At 71.9% G+C, this 17309-nt stretch carries 13 protein-coding genes and 2 tRNA genes; 2 read left to right on the top strand and 13 right to left on the bottom strand.

Annotation, left to right across the window (positions count from 1 at the left end):
- The 5 genes from ACH41F_RS00630 to leuS all read right to left on the bottom strand — a co-directional run bounded on the left by ACH41F_RS00630 (position 1) and on the right by leuS (position 8940).
- On the bottom strand, positions 1–2712 hold the full coding sequence (locus ACH41F_RS00630) for a ComEC/Rec2 family competence protein (protein WP_391229098.1): 2712 nt from the start codon (positions 2710–2712) through the stop codon (positions 1–3).
- On the bottom strand, positions 2709–3896 hold the full coding sequence (locus ACH41F_RS00625; protein WP_398831900.1) for a helix-hairpin-helix domain-containing protein: 1188 nt from the start codon (positions 3894–3896) through the stop codon (positions 2709–2711). The genes ACH41F_RS00630 and ACH41F_RS00625 overlap by 4 nt, the downstream gene beginning before the upstream one ends.
- 140 nt (positions 3897–4036) lie before the next feature.
- Complete coding sequence (locus ACH41F_RS00620; RefSeq protein WP_391229095.1) at positions 4037–4882, bottom strand: DegV family protein; 846 nt, start codon at positions 4880–4882, stop codon at positions 4037–4039.
- Positions 4883–4954: 72 nt separating this feature from the next.
- Positions 4955–5716, bottom strand: coding sequence for a hypothetical protein (locus ACH41F_RS00615; RefSeq protein ID WP_391229093.1), 762 nt, complete (start codon positions 5714–5716; stop codon positions 4955–4957).
- A gap of 353 nt (positions 5717–6069) precedes the next feature.
- Entirely contained in the window at positions 6070–8940 is a 2871-nt protein-coding gene (gene leuS / locus ACH41F_RS00610) for a leucine--tRNA ligase (protein WP_391229092.1), read from the bottom strand.
- Positions 8941–9385: 445 nt separating this feature from the next.
- Here leuS and ACH41F_RS00605 point away from each other — a divergent pair, with 445 nt between their 5' ends.
- Together ACH41F_RS00605 and ACH41F_RS00600 are read left to right on the top strand one after the other, a co-directional pair.
- Positions 9386–10669, top strand: coding sequence for a cytochrome b/b6 domain-containing protein (locus ACH41F_RS00605; RefSeq protein ID WP_391229090.1), 1284 nt, complete (start codon positions 9386–9388; stop codon positions 10667–10669).
- On the top strand, positions 10666–12279 hold the full coding sequence (locus ACH41F_RS00600; RefSeq protein ID WP_391229088.1) for an NADH-ubiquinone oxidoreductase-F iron-sulfur binding region domain-containing protein: 1614 nt from the start codon (positions 10666–10668) through the stop codon (positions 12277–12279). The genes ACH41F_RS00605 and ACH41F_RS00600 overlap by 4 nt, the downstream gene beginning before the upstream one ends.
- Before the next feature lie 146 nt (positions 12280–12425).
- Here the strand turns inward: ACH41F_RS00600 and ACH41F_RS00595 are convergent.
- From ACH41F_RS00595 to ACH41F_RS00560, 8 genes are all read right to left on the bottom strand, one after another.
- Positions 12426–12498, bottom strand: a tRNA-Ala gene (locus tag ACH41F_RS00595).
- A gap of 98 nt (positions 12499–12596) precedes the next feature.
- On the bottom strand, positions 12597–12770 hold the full coding sequence (locus ACH41F_RS00590) for a hypothetical protein (RefSeq protein ID WP_004001335.1): 174 nt from the start codon (positions 12768–12770) through the stop codon (positions 12597–12599).
- A 502-nt stretch (positions 12771–13272) separates the two neighbouring features.
- Positions 13273–13345, bottom strand: a tRNA-Ala gene (locus tag ACH41F_RS00585).
- 75 nt (positions 13346–13420) lie between these two features.
- Positions 13421–14092: a histidine phosphatase family protein gene (locus tag ACH41F_RS00580; protein ID WP_391229086.1), complete on the bottom strand. Its 672-nt coding sequence runs from the start codon at positions 14090–14092 to the stop codon at positions 13421–13423.
- Positions 14089–14535 (bottom strand): ribosome silencing factor, encoded by a 447-nt coding sequence (rsfS, locus tag ACH41F_RS00575; protein WP_391229084.1) that lies wholly within the window; start codon positions 14533–14535, stop codon positions 14089–14091. The genes ACH41F_RS00580 and rsfS overlap by 4 nt, the downstream gene beginning before the upstream one ends.
- 75 nt (positions 14536–14610) lie before the next feature.
- Positions 14611–16329, bottom strand: a complete 1719-nt coding sequence (locus ACH41F_RS00570; RefSeq protein WP_391229082.1) for a LytR C-terminal domain-containing protein — start codon at positions 16327–16329, stop codon at positions 14611–14613.
- Between the two features lie 17 nt (positions 16330–16346).
- Entirely contained in the window at positions 16347–16985 is a 639-nt protein-coding gene (gene nadD, locus ACH41F_RS00565; RefSeq protein ID WP_391229080.1) for a nicotinate-nucleotide adenylyltransferase, read from the bottom strand.
- A 78-nt stretch (positions 16986–17063) separates the two neighbouring features.
- A complete protein-coding gene (locus ACH41F_RS00560) occupies positions 17064–17228 on the bottom strand; it encodes a hypothetical protein (protein WP_046259935.1) in 165 nt (54 codons plus the stop codon).
- Between the last annotated feature and the right edge of the window lie 81 nt (positions 17229–17309).

The following is a 17309-nucleotide window of genomic DNA, read 5'->3' as shown; positions in this document are numbered from 1 at the left end:
TCAGTCTCCTGCCACCCGCAACCCCGGGCCCGTCCCCACCACCGCCAGCGCGCCGTCCTCGTCCGTCCGCAGCACCCTCGCGCCCAGCGCCCGCAGCGCCGCGACCGTGCCGGGCGCCGGGTGCCCGTAGGTGTTGTCCCGGCCCACCGAGATCAACGCCAGCCGCGGCGCCACCCGCCGTATGAGTTCCGGGTCCTGGTACGCCGAGCCGTGGTGGGCGACCTTGAGCACATCCACGCCGCCCAGCAGCGCACCCGCCGGCGATCTCGACAGCGCCCGCTGCGCCGGGGGTTCGAGATCTCCGAGCAGCAGCAACCGCAGCCCGCCCGACCGCACCAGCAGGGTGACGCTCGCGTCGTTCGGGCCTTCGGGCTCCGGCCCCGATACGGGGAGGGCCCCGCTCCGGCTCGGCTGCTGCTGCTGCTGCTGCAATGACGGTGGCGGTGGCGGTGGCGGTGGCCACACCACCTCCCAGGACAGCGGCCCGGTACGCCTCCTCTCCCCCGCCACGGCACGGGTGACCGGAACCCGATGCCGCGCCGCCTGCCGCCGTACGAACTCCACCTGGTCCGCCGGTTCCTCGAACCCGGTCGTCTCGATCTCCGCCACGCTCCGCCCGCGCAGCACCCCGGGCAGGCCCGCCACGTGGTCGGCGTGGAAGTGGGTGAGGACGACCAGCGGAACCCTGGTGACGCCCAGGGTGCGCAGGCACCGGTCGACGAGCGTCGGATCGGGCCCCGCGTCCACCACCACGCCGGTGCCGTCGCCCGCCGCGAGCACGGTCGCGTCGCCCTGTCCCACGTCGCACATCGCGAACCGCCAACCGGGGGGCGGCCATCCCGTGAGCACCCTGGCCAGGGGCGGTGGCTGCACCACCACCAGCAGGAGCAGCGCCCCGCAGACCCCGCACCACCAGGGGTGCCGCAGCAGGCGCCGCCCGGCCGCCACCACGACCACCGTCGTCAGGGCGAGCAGTGCCGCCCCGGTCCAGCTGCCGGGCCAGTCCACCCCGGCGCCGGGCAGCGCGGCCCCGGTACGGGCGACGTCCGCGATCCATCCCGCGGGCCAACTCGCGCACCACGCGAGCGACTTGGCAACCGGCATCGCCAGGGGCGCCGTCGCCAGCGCGGCGAACCCCAGCACGGTGGCCGGCGCCACCGCGAACTCCACCAGCAGATTGCACGGCACCGCCACCAGGCTCACCCGCGCCGACAGCACCGCGACGACCGGCGCGCACAGGGCCTGCGCGGCACCCGCGGCGGCCAACGCCTCGGCCAGCCGCGGTGGCACCCCGCGCCGTCGCAGGGCCGCGCTCCAGCGGGGTGCCAGCGTGAGCAGCGCCCCGGTGGCCAGGACGGACAACAGGAAGCCGTAACTCCGGGCGAGCCAGGGGTCGTAGAGCACCAGCAGCAGGACGGCCGTCGCCAGCGCCGGGATCAGGGATCTGCGGCGCCCGGTCGCCAGGGCGAGCAGGACGACCGTGCCACAGGCCGCGGCCCGCAGCACGCTCGGGTCCGGCCGGCACACGACGACGAAGGCGAGGGTGAGCGCACCGCCGAGCAGCGCCGTCGTGCGCAGAGGGATGCCGAGCCTGGGCGCCAGCCCTCTTCGCTCGACGCGCTGAGCCAGTCCGGGCGGCCCGATGAGCAGGGCCAAGATGATCGTGAGGTTGCTCCCGGACACGGCGAGCGTGTGCGCGAGGTCGGTCTCCTTGAACGCCTCGTCCAACTCCTCGGTGATCCGCGAGGTGTCCCCGACGACCAGTCCCGGCAGCAACGCCCGCGCGTCGCCCGGGAGTTCGTCGGTGGCCTCCCGCAGTCCGGCCCGCAGCCGTCCGGCGAACCGCTGTGCCCCCGAGGGCCCCGCGACGATCTCCGGCGCCCCCTTCCCCCGCACCCGCACCACGGCCGCGATCCGGTCCCCGCCCACCATCGCCGGCGCCAACCGCGCGCTCACCCGAACCCGCGTGGAGGGCAACAGCCGCAGCCAGGACGACGAGGTGGACCCACCCGCAGCGAATTTCCCCCCGGTCCCCTCCCCGGCGCCCTCGCCGCCCCTCCCCTCGATTGCGCCCCCGGCATTCGCCGCCGCCCCCTCGCCTACACCGCGCCCGGGCCCCTCTTCGGCGCGCGTTCCCCTCCCTGCCCCGGCATCCACCCCGGCCCCCGCATCCACCATCACCAGCACGGGCGCCCGCGTGTCCACCGACGTCCCGTCAGCCTTCCGGACCCGCCGCACCTCCCCCTTGATCAGCACGGAGACCGGGGCCGGCCGGTCCCCCGTCACGCGTGGGCGGGTCAGCCGGGGGTCGGAGGTGACCTCGATCTCGGCGGTCACCGTCGCGTACGCGCGCGCCAACCCCGGTACCGGCCCGCGTCGCAGATCCGCTCCGTGCAACCCGGCCGAGGCGGCGGCCGCGGCGACACAGAGCAGCACGGCGGCCACCGCGACCCGCGGCCCCGCACCGCGCCGCGTCACCAGCAGCCCGACGGCCACCACCAGGCACGCGACGACGACACCGGCGGTCCACTCGGGCGCCGCGTCCAGCGTCAGCGCCGCCGTGGCCCAGGCGGCGAGCGCGGGCGGGACCAGCCGTAGGTCGGTGGGCCCTTCCTGACGAGGGTGGGCCGCGCCGAGCCGGCTGCCGGAGGCGGCGTGCACGGCTCCGCGGGGCCGGGACACCCCCGGACCAACCTCGGGTACGTCGCTCATGGCCGTACGAGATTCCGCAGGTCGGCGAAGCGGCGTTCGCCGATGCCGTTGACCTCGCGCAGTTCGTCCACCGAGCGGAAACCGCCGTGCTGGGTGCGGTAGTCGACGATGTGCTGGGCGAGGACCGGACCGACCCCCGGCAGCGTGTCCAACTGGTCCACGGTGGCCGTGTTGAGGGAGACCGGCGCCACGGGCCCCGCCCCCGGCACCGCACCTGCCGGACCGCTGGCCGCCGTACCGCCCGAGCCGGCGCCGACACCGGGCGCTGCCGCGGGAGCACCGACGACGACCTGCTCACCGTCCACGAGGAAGCGGGCACGGTTGAGCCCCGCGGTGTCCGCACCCGGCCGCACCCCACCGGCCGCCCGGAGCGCGTCGGCGACCCGCGAGCCCATGGGGAGGCGATGGACGCCGGGTTCGCGGACCTTCCCGCTGACGTCCACCACGATCTCGGCCGAGGGCGTGCCCGCGGTGCTCGGCGCACCCGGCCCGGGCCCGGCCTCGGCCTCGGCACCCCGCTCCGCGTAGGGCGCCGCGACCACCTCGGGCGCCCGCACGGACTGCGCCCGCCCGGTCCAGAAGTGCTGCACGGCGAAACCGGCGGCCACGACGAGCAGCACCGCCAGCGCGACCACGCTCCGCCGCTCCAGCCCACACCTTGTCTGCACCCACACCGGCAGCCGCTCCCGCAGAGCCATCCCGGCCCGCACGCGCCACTCCCCGGCCCCTACCCCGGCGTCAGCTACAGCCGGTGCGCCGGAATGGCCGTCGGCCCAGACCTCCCGCACACCGTCGGCATCCGTCCCGGCCCGCGCACCCTCGGCATCCACCCCGGCCCGCACACTCTCGGCATCCACCCCGACCCGCGCGCCCACCAACGCCCCGGCCCCCGCGTCAACCACCCCGACACAGCCATCCGGCGCCCGCACACCGCCCGCACCGGAACCTGACTCCACGGCGGAGTCCACACCCGCGTCCGGGCCCACCCCCGAGCCCGCGCCCCCGCCCCTCTCCCCCGCACAATCCCCGAACATGGCCTCGGCCCGCCGCCGAAGCTCCTCCGCCGACGCATGCCGATGCCGCACCCGTGACCGGCGCCGGTGGCGGGCGCGGACGTCGGAGGCGGGACCACGGCCCGGCCCACTGGTCAAAGTCGCTGTACGTGAACGTGATCGAAGTGCCATGCGACGAGGATCGGCCACCCCGCGCCCACGCGATGATCTTGCTCAATTCCCGGGGACGACAGCCCACTTGTGGACAACTCGGCCACTCACACGAGTGAAGCCACGACCAGTGCCACCGCGACCACTCCCACCGCGCCCTCTCAGCGCGGCGACACAACCGTCCCCAACAGCCCCGGCCCCGTGTGCGCCCCGATCACCGCACCGACCTCGCTCACATGCAGATCCACCAGCCCCGGCACCCGGACCCGCAGCCGCTCCGCGAGGGCCGCGGCCCGGTCGGGAGCGGCGAGATGGTGGACGGCGATGTCGACCGGGGCGCTGCCCGCCCGGTCGGCCACGATCTCCTCGAGGCGGGCGATGGCCTTGGACGCCGTGCGCACCTTCTCCAGGGGCACGATCCGGCCGCCCTCCAGCTGGAGCAGCGGCTTGACCGCCAGTGCCGAGCCGAGCAGGGCCTGTGCGGCACCGATCCGGCCGCCGCGGCGCAGATAGTCGAGGGTGTCGACGTAGAAGTAGGCGGCGGTCCCCGCGGCCCGCTTCTCCGCCGCGGTGACCGCCTCGTCCACCGTGCCGCCGGACTCCGCGACCTCCGCCGCCGACAGCGCGCAGAAGCCGAGCGCCATCGCGATCATCCCGGTGTCCACGACCCGCACCGGCACCGGCGCCTCACGCGCCGCGAGGACCGCCGCGTCGTAGGTGCCGGAGAGCTCGGCGGACAGATGCAGCGAGACGATGCCGGTGACGCCGGTCTCGGCGATCTCGCGGTAGGTCTCGGCGAACTGCTGGGGGCTGGGGCGGGAAGTGGTGACGGAGCGCCGCTTCTGGAGCGCCTGGGCCAGGGAACGGGTCGAGATCTCGGTGCCCTCTTCGAGTGCCTGGTCGCCGAGGACCACGGTCAGGGGCACCGCGGTGATGCCGTGGCGCTCCATCGTCCGCTGCGGCAGGTAGGCCGTTGAATCGGTGACGATCGCGACATGGCGGGACATGAGCTGGAGGTTACCTGCCGTAGCGGGGGCGCGGCAGCCCGACCCCTGTCACCTGGAACAGCCTTGACCGGATCAAGTCGTGCTCTCGGGACGGGGCTTCTTCTGCCAGGGGTAGGCGGGCCGCTGTCCCGGCGGGGTGATGGCGGGCCGGGTCGGTTCCTCGGCGGTGGACGACCTCGGGGCTTGCGGCCAGGTCTGCTGACCGCTCGCGTCGTCGGCGACCGTCGGTGCCTCCGGCCACGGCGCCGCCGCCTGGGCGGCCGGTCCGGGCGACCCCGCCGGTCCGTTCGACGCGGTCGGCTCCGTCGTCCAGTGCCGCAGGGCGCCGGCCTCCATGTCGATCTGGGTGCTCAGCGAGTCCAGATCGTCGTCGGCGAAGCGGCGGGCGCGGTCCCGGGCCGCCCAGCGCAGGGAGTCCGCGGAGTGGGTGATCTGCTCGGTGCGCTCACGCAGTCCGGGCAGCCGCTCGGCGAGGGTGGTCCGGTCCGGCTCGGACTCCAGCCGCCTGAGTTCCCCGTCCAGTTCATGGCCGTGCGCGCTGAGCCGCTGGAAGAGGGCGAGGGACTCCTTGAGGGACTCGTCCTCGGCCACGCCCGCGTGCAGCGCGTCCTGGGTGGCGCGCATGGAGGTGCGCAGCTTCAGCCGGAGTTGGGCCAGTTCGCCGCCCGGGCCCGGCTGGGCGAAGGACTTGGCGCGCAGGGTGTGGTCCTCGACCGTGCGGCGGGCCTGGGTGAGGGTGCGGTCCACGCCCCGCTTGGCGGCGCCGACCGCTTTCACCGTGGCGTAGGCGCCGAGCACGAGGAAGAGCACGAAAAGCAGCGCGACCACCGTCATCCATGCCTCCACAACGCTCCTCCTCGGACCGGGCGCGAGATTCCGCGCCGCTCTCCCACCGTAAACGCTACGGGCAGGCCCGGAGTTCCAGGAGAACCCCGACCCTGCCCGCACCCAACCCTTAGGGGACCACCACCGGCAGCCGACACCCGTCACGCGTCACACCGTCACGCGTCACGACCCTCGCGCGTCACACCGTCACGCGTCACGACCCTCGCGCGTCCGCGCCACACCCGCGTAGGTCACCCACCCCCGAGCGCCACGCGCCCGCGCACCACGCGCCCGTGCGCAACGCACCCGCGCAGGTCACACACCCCCGCGCACCACGCGCCCGCGCACCACGCACCCGCCCGTCACGCCGGAACGATGTTCACCAGCTTCGGCGCCCGCACGATCACCTTGCGGATGTCCGCGCCGTCCAGCGCCGCCACGACCTTGTCGTCGGCCAGCGCGACCTTCTCCAGCTCCTCGTCGGAGATGGCGGGCGAGACCTCCAGTCGGGCCTTGACCTTGCCCTTGATCTGCACGACGCAGGTCACGGTCTCGTCGACGACGTACGCCGGGTCGGCGACTGGGAAGTCCTGGTGGACGACCGACTCCGCGTGCCCCAGCCTGCGCCACAGCTCCTCGGCGATGTGCGGGGCCAGCGGGGCGACCAGCAGGACCAGGGCCTCGGCGACGGGGCGCGGGACCGCGCCGCCCGCCTTGGTCAGGTGGTTGTTCAGCTCGGTGACCTTGGCGATGGCGGTGTTGAACCGCATGCCCTCCAGGTCCTGGCGCACCCCGTCGATCGCCTTGTGCAGGGCGCGCAGCGTGTCCTCGTCGGCCTCGGTGTCGACGACCGTGACCTGGCCGGTGGCCTCGTCGACGATGTTGCGCCACAGCCGCTGCAGCAGGCGGTACTGGCCGACCACCGCGCGCGTGTCCCACGGCCGGGAGACGTCCAGCGGACCCATGGCCATCTCGTACAGGCGCAGGGTGTCTGCGCCGTACTCCTCGCAGATGGACTCCGGGGTGACCGCGTTCTTCAGGGACTTGCCCATCTTGCCCAGCAGCCTGGACACCTTCTCGCCCTGGTAGTAGAAGGCGCCGTCGCGCTCCTCGACCTGCTCGGCCGGTACCGGGAAGCCACGGCTGTCGCGGTAGACGAAGGCCTGGATCATGCCCTGGTTGAACAGCTTGTGGAACGGCTCCGCGGAGGAGACGTGCCCCAGGTCGAACAGCACCTTGGACCAGAAGCGGGCGTACAGCAGGTGCAGCACCGCGTGCTCGGCGCCGCCGACGTACAGGTCGACACCGCCGTGCGGCTGGCCCTCGCGCGGGCCCATCCAGTACTGCTCGATCTCGGGGTCGACCAGCTTCTCGCTGTTGTGCGGGTCCAGGTAGCGCAGTTCGTACCAGCAGGAACCGGCCCAGTTGGGCATGGTGTTGGTCTCACGCCGGTACTTCTTCGGCCCGTCGCCCAGGTCCAGGGTGACGTTGACCCAGTCCTCGTTGCGGGAGAGCGGGGTCTCCGGGGAGGTGTCCGCGTCGTCCGGGTCGAAGGTGCGGGGCGAGTAGTCCTCGACCTCGGGCAGCTCCAGCGGCAGCATCGACTCGGGCAGCGGGTGGGCGATGCCGTCCTCGTCGTAGACGATCGGGAAGGGCTCGCCCCAGTAGCGCTGCCGGCTGAACAGCCAGTCGCGCAGCCGGAAGTTGACGGTGCCCTCGCCGATGCCGGTCCGCTCCAGCCACTCGGTGATGCGCGCCTTGGCCTCGGCGACGCCCAGGCCGTCCAGCGAGACGCCCTCCCGCGCGGAGTTGACGATCGTGGCGTCGTAGGAGACGAAGGCGTCGTCCCACGTGGCGGTGTCCGTGCCGCGGCCGTCGGTCGGCTCGACGACGCAGTGGATCGGCAGCTCGAAGGCGCGCGCGAACGCGAAGTCGCGGGTGTCGTGGGCCGGGACGGCCATGATCGCGCCGGTGCCGTAGCCCATCAGGACGTAGTCGGCGATGAAGACGGGGATCTGAGCGCCGTTGACCGGGTTGGTGGCGTACGAGCCGATGAAGACGCCGGTCTTGTCCTTGGCGTCGGCCTGGCGCTCGACGTCGGACTTGGCGGCGGCCTGCGCGCGGTACGCGGCGACGGCCTCGGTGGGGGTCGCGTGAGCGCCGGTCCACACGTCGTGGGTGCCCTCGGGCCAGGCGGCCGGCGTGAGCTTGTCGACCAGCGGGTGCTCGGGCGCCAGCACCATGTACGTCGCGCCGAACAGGGTGTCGGGGCGGGTGGTGAAGACGGTGATGTGCTCGCCGTCGACGGGGAAGTCGACGCGGGCGCCCTCGGAGCGGCCGATCCAGTTGCGCTGCTGCAGCTTGATGGCCTCGGGCCAGTCCAGCGCGTCCAGGTCGTCCAGCAGCCGGTCGGCGTAGGCGGTGATCCGCATGTTCCACTGGCGCAGCTTGGCCTTGAAGACGGGGAAGTTGCCGCGCTCGGAGCGGCCGTCGGCGGTGACCTCCTCGTTGGCCAGCACGGTGCCCAGGCCGGGGCACCAGTTGACCGGCGCGTCGGAGGCGTAGGCCAGGCGGTACTCACCCAGCAGGTCGGCACGCTCGCCGGCGCTCAGCTCGGCCCAGGAGCGCCCGCCGGGCACCGCACGTTCACCGCTCTCGAACTGGGCGACCAGGTCCGCGATCGGACGGGCGCGGCGAGCCTCGTCGTCGTACCAGGAGTTGAAGATCTGCAGGAAGATCCACTGGGTCCACTTGTAGTACTCCGGGTCGATCGTGGCGAACGACCGGCGCTTGTCGTGGCCCAGGCCCAGCCGGCGCAGCTGGGACTTCATGTTGTTGATGGCGGCCTCGGTGGTGACCCGGGGGTGCTCGCCGGTCTGCACGGCGTGCTGCTCGGCGGGCAGGCCGAAGGCGTCGAAGCCCAGGGTGTGCAGGACGTTGTGGCCGGTCATGCGCTGGAACCGGGCGAAGACGTCGGTCGCGATGTACCCCAGCGGGTGCCCGACGTGCAGGCCCGCACCGGAGGGGTACGGGAACATGTCCATGATGAACTTCTTGGGCTTGGCGACCAGCTCCGCGTCGCCCGCCAGGTCACCCTTGGGGTTCGGTGCGGCGTACGTACCCTCGGCGTCCCAGAAGTCCTGCCAGCGCGCCTCGATCTCGGCCGCGACGGCGGCCGTGTAGCGGTGCGGCGCGGCCACCTCGGCAGCAGCGGCGGGGTTCGTCTCGCTCATGATCCTCAAGCTCCATCGATCGTCTCTGCCGGCGGCTGTCTCGTGGGGAAACGAAAAATCCCCTCGCACAGGAGGGGACGCCGCGCCGATGCCGACCGGGCCGTTACCGGCGGTCGGGACTGATCAGCGCGGCTCGCTAAGCAGAAGGCGTACGGCACGCATGGCGTCAGGGTACCGCAGCCATTGAGCAAGCCGCGACGCGCTTACGTATGCCCTCTTGGCACCGGGTGCCGTTCGCTCAGATCCCGCAGAGCACTCCAACATCACCCGACAACAACTGAACAACAGTCAAAGGTTACTTCGCGTAACAACCGCTAAGGGACATCACAACGACCCCATTGTCCTTTGATAACAACGCAATAACTCAAACCTCGTACCCATCGGTATGGCTCGACTTAGAGTGCGGCAGCGGGACCGCTTTCCCGAACTGCTCGGAGTTGCCCCCATGAACCCTCGTCGTAACAACAGCTCACTGCCCAAGGCCGGTCGATCGGTCTACGGGATGGTGTCGGCTGTCGTCCTGCTCTTCATACCCGTGTTCGTGCTGGTCGGAGGTGAGAGGGTCCGAGACTTCCTCAATTTCGGCGCGGGCGTGCTGTCCCTCGTCTCGCTCACCTGCTCGGTGATCTGGGGCCTGGTCGCCCAGGACCGGATCTTCCTCAACCCGCAGCAGCGGATCATCGGCCAGGCCGTGCACCGGACCACGGCGGTCGGCTCGATCGCCTTCCTGCTGCTGCACATCACCACCAAGGTCGTCCTCGACCACACCACGCTGATCTCCGCGATCATCCCGTTCTCACTCGGCGTCACGGGAAGCGCCGGCCTGATCGGGCTCGGCTCGCTGGCCGGCCTGCTGATGATCTTCGTGGGCATCACCGGCGCCCTGCGCAGCCAGTTCGCCTCCCCGGCCCCGGTCGCCGCCCGCTGGCGCGCCATGCACATGCTGGCCTACCCGGCCTGGTGCTTCGCCCTGCTCCACGGCCTGTACTCGGGCCGCGAGGCCAAGCCGGTCTTCGTGATCCTCTACGGCCTGTCGCTCGCCGGCGTCATGGCCGCCCTGGCCCTGCGCGCCGCCCCCCGCCCGGTCAAGCGCAAGGTCGCCGACCGCATCCAGGCGATCCTCGGCACCCCGGACAACCGGGGCCGCGAGGAGCTGGACGCCAGCCGCGCCAGGAACGCCGAGACCTCCTCACTGCCGGGCTACGAGGGCACGCGCGCCACGCGGTCCCCCTCGTCCGCCGCGTTCGAGACCCCCGCACCCCCCGCCGCGGAGCCCGCCAACGGCTTCGCGGCCGCCTACCGTGCCGTCACGCCCACCCCCCGCATCCCCCAGCAGCCCTCCTACGGCGCCGACCAGACCGCCCGCATGGACCTGCCGACGGACCTGCAGGCCACGGAGGCGATCCCGCGCTACGACACCGGCGGCAGCACCTCCGGCAGCTGGCCGGTCCCGCTGCCCCCGCCGGTCGGCGAGGCGCCCCCCTCGGCCTACGACCCGCTCCAGGACACCGGCTACACCATCCCGACCTACCGCGATCCGGGCACCGGTGGATACGGCACGAGTGACATGTACGACACCGGTGAGACAAACACCATGTCCGGCGCGTACTACTCGAACGACACGTACAACAGCGGTCCCGCCACTGATCCAAGGCCCGGGGAGTCGTACGACTTCGACACACCGGGCCCGGGCGAACCTTGGAACATGCCTTCCGGAGGCTATAGGTGAACGAGGCCCTGCCCGACGTCCCAGAAGTCCGCGTGGTCGGACTTCCTCAGCTCACGTCGGGCTTCGACCTTGTCGAAAGACTTGATCTGCCCATGCACCTGAAGGTGCACGGGCCGCTGGAACCCCTGGGCGGCGAACAACTCGCGAAGCTCTCCGAGAACATCAACCTGAAGGGCCGCGGCGGCGCGGGCTTCCCCTTCCACAAGAAGCTGCGCTCGGTCGCCGAGGCGGCGATCAAGCGCGGGGTGCGCCCGGTCGTCGTCGTGAACGGCAGCGAGGACGAACCGGCCTGCCGCAAGGACACGGTGCTCATCAACCGCGCCCCGCACCTGATCCTGGACGGCGCCCTGCTGGTCGCCGAGGCCCTCGGCGCCCGCACGCTCGTGGTGGGGGTCACCCGGGAGTCCACCCAGCGCTCCATGGAGGCCGCCCTCGCCGAACGCGGCCTCAGCAACGGCCGCAGGTCGGCCCTGCGCGCCCGCGTGCAGCGCAACCCCGTCCGGATGGTCACCGGGGCGGCGGCCTCGCTGGTCCGCTCCATCGACGGCGGCCCCGCGATCCCGCCCGGCCGCAAGGTCAGCGCCTCCCAGAACGGCGTCGGCGGCGCCCCGACCCTCCTGTCGAACGCCGAGACCTTCGCCCAACTCGCCATCGCCGCCCGCATCGGCCCCGAGCGCTACGGCAACACCGGCCTCTACGACGAGCCGGGCACCGTCATGCTCACCGTCTCCGGCGCCGTCGCCCGCCCCATGGTGATCGAGGTCCCCACGGGCGTGCCGCTGCGCTACGTCCTCCAGCTCGCGGGCGCCCCACCGGTCCCCCAAGGCGTGCTGACCGGCGGCTACCACGGCAAGTGGATCGACGCGGCGACCGTCAACGAGGCGATCGTCTCCCGCAACTCCCTGGACGCCGTGGGCGGTTCGCTCGGCGCCGGCGCCATCCTGCCGATCAGCCAGGAGACCTGCCCGCTGGGCGAGTCGCTGATGGTGGCGAAGTGGCTGGCCGAGGAGAGCGCCGGCCAGTGCGGCCCCTGCTACCTCGGTCTGCCGGCCGCCGCGCGCGGCCTGGAGGACATCCTGAACGGCGGCGGCCCGGCCGCCCTGGAGGCGCTCAAGCAGGTCGCCAAGAACGTCAAGCGGCGCGGCGCGTGCTCGCACCCGGACGGCTCCGCGATGTTCCTGGAGTCGACCATCAAGGCCTTCACCGACGACCTCGCCGCGCATGTCCTCGGCAACGGCTGCGGACGGCCCGTGGAGGGCGTCCTGCCGCTCTTCGAGGGCGGCCAGACCCCCTCGGGCCTCCCGGGCGGCACCGAGTCCGAGGAGAACGGCCCGAGCCGCCAGAAGATCTACGTCGACTGGACGCTCTGCCGGGGCCACGGTCTGTGCGCCGACATCCTCCCGGAGGTCTTCGAGCTCGGCGCCGACGGCTTCCCCACCGTCGCCCAGGCCCAAGTCCCGCGCTACGCCGAGGCGAAGGCGCTGCGCGCGGTCCGCCGCTGCCCCGCCCTCGCCCTGCGCCTGGAGGAGTCGGCCCCGCGTGACAACGGCACCGCCCGCAACCTCCCGGTGCTCTCCCAGGGCCGCGGCCGCCGCGCTCTGGGCCGCTGAGCCGACAGCACGAAGGGGCCGCCCGTCTCCGGGCGGCCCCTTCGGCGTCACGACCCCGGATCGACCACCGGATCGACCGCCGTCTCAACTGCCCCTGGAAACACAAGAATCCCGCCGGATCGTGATGATCTGGCGGGATCTTTCCGTGGAGCTAAGGAGAATTGAACTCCTGACCTCCTGCATGCCATGCAGGCGCTCTACCAACTGAGCTATAGCCCCTTGCGGTGTCCTCCGGGCTTCCCCGGCGGCGACGCCAACATTACACGGTCACCCGGGTGGAACACCAAATCGTTTCGGAGGCCCGCCACCGACGGGCCTCACGCGGTGACGAACGAGTAGAACCTCTTGAGCGTGCAGTGCTCCTCGAGCAGCCGGCCGTAGATCGGCTCGCCCTCGAGCTCGCGGTACGTCTCGATCGGGTCGCCTTTTATGATCAGCGCCCGCGCGCATTCCTCGCACCAGTACTGGTAGTCGGGATTGACCGGCTCCATGTCCCGCACGATCGGCGTCCCGCTGCCGCACCAGTCGCACTTTCGCCTGTGCGCACCCATCGATCAGCTCCAGCTGTGGCCGCAGGCCGTGCACACGTAGGAAACCCCTCCATTGTCACCGAGGACTTGGGCAACGTGCAGGGAACCGCAGGAAGGGCAGGTGAGCCGGGTGACCGTGTCCCGTGTCGACGCTGCTTCAAGGAGGTGGCCGACCTCCTTGAGGATGCTCGCAGGCATCACTGCTCCCTCCCGTCGGGCCGCGCCCCCTTCCGGCCGTTTGATTCTGCCACGGCCGGACCAATACGGTCAGCGACGCCTCAGTACCAGTCCGGACACGGCACCCACCGCGGGCCGTGCCGGACAGCGCGAACAGCCACGCCAAGGCGCCTCCGTAGAGGTATACGCCTCCGGGGCCCAAGTGACTCAAGCCGGATGCGACCGGATGCGGATCGGTCCGATACGACAAGATCCCGCCCCCTGAGGGGGACGGGATCTTGAGATGTGGAGCTAAGGAGAATTGAACTCCTGACCTCCTGCATGCCATGCAGGCGCTCTACCAACTGAGCTATAGCCCCTTGCTTTGTTCGTTCCGCTCCGCGGGGCGAACAAGAAGAACTTTAGCCTGCGACCTGCCAGAAAGTGAAATCCGCTCAGTCGTCGTCCCCGAGCACCGGCTCGGGCAGCGTGCCGGCGTTGTGCTCCAGCAACCGCCAGCCGCGAGCGCCCTCACCGAGGACGGACCAGCAGCAGTTGGAGAGCCCGCCGAGGCTCTCCCAGTGCCGCGACTCCAGGCCGAGGAGCCGGCCGATGGTGGTGCGGATCGTGCCGCCGTGGCTGACGACGACGAGGGTGCCGTCGTCGGGGAGCTTGTCGGCGTGCCGGAGCACCACGGGGGCGGCGCGGTCGGCCACCTCGGTCTCCAGCTCGCCGCCGCCGCGGCGGATCGGCTCGCCGCGCTTCCACGCGGCGTACTCCTCGCCGTGCGAGGCGATGATCTCGTCGTGGGTCAGCCCCTGCCAGACGCCCGCGTAGGTCTCCCGCAGGCCCTCGTCGTGGCTGACCTCGAGACCGGTGAGGGCGGCGAGCTCGGCGGCGGTGTGCGCGGCCCGCTTCAGGTCCGAGGCGACGATCGCGTCGGGCCCCAGGGAGGCGAGCAGCCGGGCGGCGCGGCGGGCCTGGGACCGGCCCGTCTCGGTCAGCTCGACGTCCGTGGTGCCCTGGAAGCGGCGCTCCACGTTCCAGGCGGTCTGGCCGTGCCGCCACAGGATGACGCGGCGGCCCCGGCCGGACCGGCCGCCCGTCACCTCACCGGTGGCGCTCACCGCCAGTCCTCACCGAGGTCGGCCGCCTCCTCGGCGGCCTTGAGCTTGGCGTGCTCCTCGCCCTTGCCGCGGGTGGCCTTGGCGTCCTCGGGCAGCTCCAGCTCGGGGCAGTCCTTCCAGAGCCGCTCCAGGGCGTAGAAGACGCGCTCCTCGCTGTGCTGGACGTGCACGACGATGTCGACGTAGTCGAGCAGGACCCAGCGGGCCTCGCGGTCGCCCTCGCGGCGCACCGGCTTGGCGCCGAGCTCCTTGTTCAGTCGCTCCTCGATCTCGTCGACGATCGACTTGACCTGGCGGTCGTTGGGCGCGGAGGCCAGCAGGAAGGCGTCCGTGATCGACAGCACGTCGCTGACGTCGTAGGCGATGATGTCGTGCGCGAGCTTGTCGGCGGCCGCCTGGGCGGCGGTGTGGATGAGCTCGATGGAGCGGTCAGTGGCGGTCACTACACGGCTTTCGGTCGGTGATGGCTGGACCTCAAGGGTCTCACGGACCGCAGAGGGTCCCCGTCCGTCGGGTGATCATGACGTCGAGGGCGCGTAGTCCTGGCCGAGGACCACGGAGACGTTGGCGTTCGAGGAGACCTTGCCCTTGGTGACGGCACCGGTGGGCAGGCCCAGGGTCTTGGCGACCTCGGTGGCGTTGTCCTTGTCGGCCGCGTCGGCGTAGACCACCTCGGAGGCGCTCTGCGCGGCGGACGCGGTGCCGGCCTCCAGGAAGGTGAAACCGCCGTTGAGGAGCACGATGCGGGCCTTCTCGGTGTTGCCCTTGACGCCGCTGGCGTTCTGCACGGACACCCGGACCGCGGCGTCCTGGTCGGGGCTCTTGGCGGTGCCGCCGAGGACGTCCTTGACCACGCTGTCGCTGGCCTGGGCGCTCAGGGCGCCGTCGGTCTGGACGGGCAGCAGGGCGGTCTTGTAGTCGCCGCCCTTGGCGAGGTCGGCGAGCTTGGCGAGGAAGGTGCCGAGGTCCTTGTCGGTGAGCGAGGGGTCGAGGATCTGCGCCAGCGTCTGGACGGTGACCGTGGCGCCCTGGGCGTCGGAGGACATCTTGCGCAGCACGCCCTGCATGACCTGTCCGAACCGCTCCAGCTGGGCGTTCTGGGCCTCGCCGGAGCCGCGGTAGGTGGCGTAGGCGACGGCCATCTTGCCGCTGAGGGTCTGGTTCGCGCCCTTGTTCACCAGGGGTGCGGTCCCCTTCTTCTTGGCGTCCGGGTCGGGCACGTCGGCGTTGGTGTCGACCTCGATGGTGCCGATGATGTCGACGAGGTTCTGGAGGTAGGGGGTGTCCAGCCGCCAGGTGCCCTGGATCTGGGTGCCCAGAACCGTGTCGATGGCCTCGCGGGTGCCGGAGGAGCCGTCGTCCTCGACGGACTTGGCGAGTGTGGTCGTGGTGCCGTCGTCGTCGGCCACGGCGAGGGAGTTGGGCAGCAGGACGGTGGTGCCCTGCTTCGTGGTGGTGTTGTCGACGAGCAGCGCCGTGGAGGTGCCGCCCTTCTTGGTGTTGTGCAGGTGGACGACGATCACGTCGCGGTTCTGGGCGGCCGCGGACGTGGCCGTGCCGGTCTTGTCCTCGGAGGAGGACAGTCCGGGCAGCTTCCCGGCGTACCAGAGGTACCCGACACCGCCGACCGCGGTGAGGGCGAGGACGACGACGAGGGCGACGAGCCGGCTGCGGGCGCGGCGCTTGGCCTCCTCGCGGCGCTCGGTGCGGTTCTCGGTGAAGTTCAGCCAGTCGATGACGTCCTCGGAGTCGGTGTCCGGCTCCTCGACGAAGGCGAACTGGGCGGTCTCGTAGTCCCGTTCGGACCGGGTGTCCCCGGCGTCCGGCTCCTCGGCCGGTCCGGCCTGCTGCGGGATGTAGGCGGTCTGCTCGGCGACCCGGGGCTGCTGCCCGCTCGCGGCGGCCTGCCCGTAGGGGTCGTACGCCGTGCCCGCGGCCTGGGTCCCGGTGTGCCCGTACGGGTCGTAGGGCGGCACGGGCGCCTGGTGGCCGGTGTCGTAGGGCTGTCCCGGGTACTGCGGCGGGTACGGGGCGGGGTACTGCTCCTGCTGCTGTGCGCCGGCCGCGTACGGGTCGTAGGCGTAGCCCTGCCCCTGGGCGTACGGGTCGTACGGCTGCTGCTGCGGCTGTTGCGGGGCGACCTGCTGGTAGACGGGCCGGCCGTACTCGTCGTAGCCGACCACCTCGTAGCGGTCCTCGTGGTCGCCGCCGTGTCCCGTGTCGTATGGATCGTTCACCGGGTGCCCCTCTCGGCTCACTGGCCGCGGTACAGCTCGCGCTTGTCGATGTAGCGCACGACTCCGTCCGGCACCATGTACCAGATGGGGTCGCCCTTGGCGACTCTCGCGCGGCAGTCCGTCGAGGAGATGGCGAGCGCGGGAACCTCCACCAGGGAGACACCGCCTTCCGGGAGTCCGGCGTCGGTGAGGTGGTGGCCGGGGCGGGTGACCCCGATGAAGTGCGCCAGGGAGAAGAGCTCCTCCATGTCCCGCCAGGTGAGCAGCTGGGCGAGGGCGTCGGCGCCGGTGATGAAGAACAGGTCGGTGTCGGGGTTGAGCGCGCGCAGGTCGCGCAGGGTGTCCACGGTGTAGGTGGGGCCGCCGCGGTCGAGGTCGATCCGGCTCACCGAGAACTGCGGGTTCTCCGCGGTCGCGATGACCGTCATCAGATAGCGGTCCTCGGCCGGCGAGACACTGCGGTGGCTCTTCTGCCACGGCTGCCCGGTCGGCACGAAGACGACCTCGTCCAGGTGGAACTGCGCGGCGACCTCACTGGCCGCCACGAGGTGCCCGTGGTGGATCGGGTCGAACGTTCCGCCCATCACGCCGAGGCGCCGCTTGCCGCGGTTCGACGGGGCGTTGCCCGGGCCGGTAGGCATGTCCTGCTCTCCCATGCGTGCAGACCCTACCGGCCCGTCCTGAGGGCAGCGGCCGGAGGAGGCCCGAGGTGCCCCGGTATGGGCACCGGTGCCTCAGCGGTCGCGGTTGAAGCGAGTGGTGATCCACAGCAGGAGCATCAGGGCGACGAAGGCGCCGCCGCCGGTGAGCAGCGGGCTGAGGCTCTCGTGGTTGCCGCCGTGCTCCTCGCCCTCGGCGGCAAGGGTGACCAACTGGGCAGCGGCGCTGTGGAAGCTCATCTTCGGCAGGACCTATCCGGTGGGCGGGATAAAGACGTCGGCCCATGGTAAGCGGGCGGCTCCGCGCCGATCACGCCGACT

The organism is Streptomyces sp. NPDC020489 (assembly GCF_044386545.1).
GTDB lineage: Bacteria > Actinomycetota > Actinomycetes > Streptomycetales > Streptomycetaceae > Streptomyces.
The sequence above is the reverse complement of the archived record's forward strand: the minus strand, read 5'-3'. Positions and strand labels throughout refer to the sequence as shown.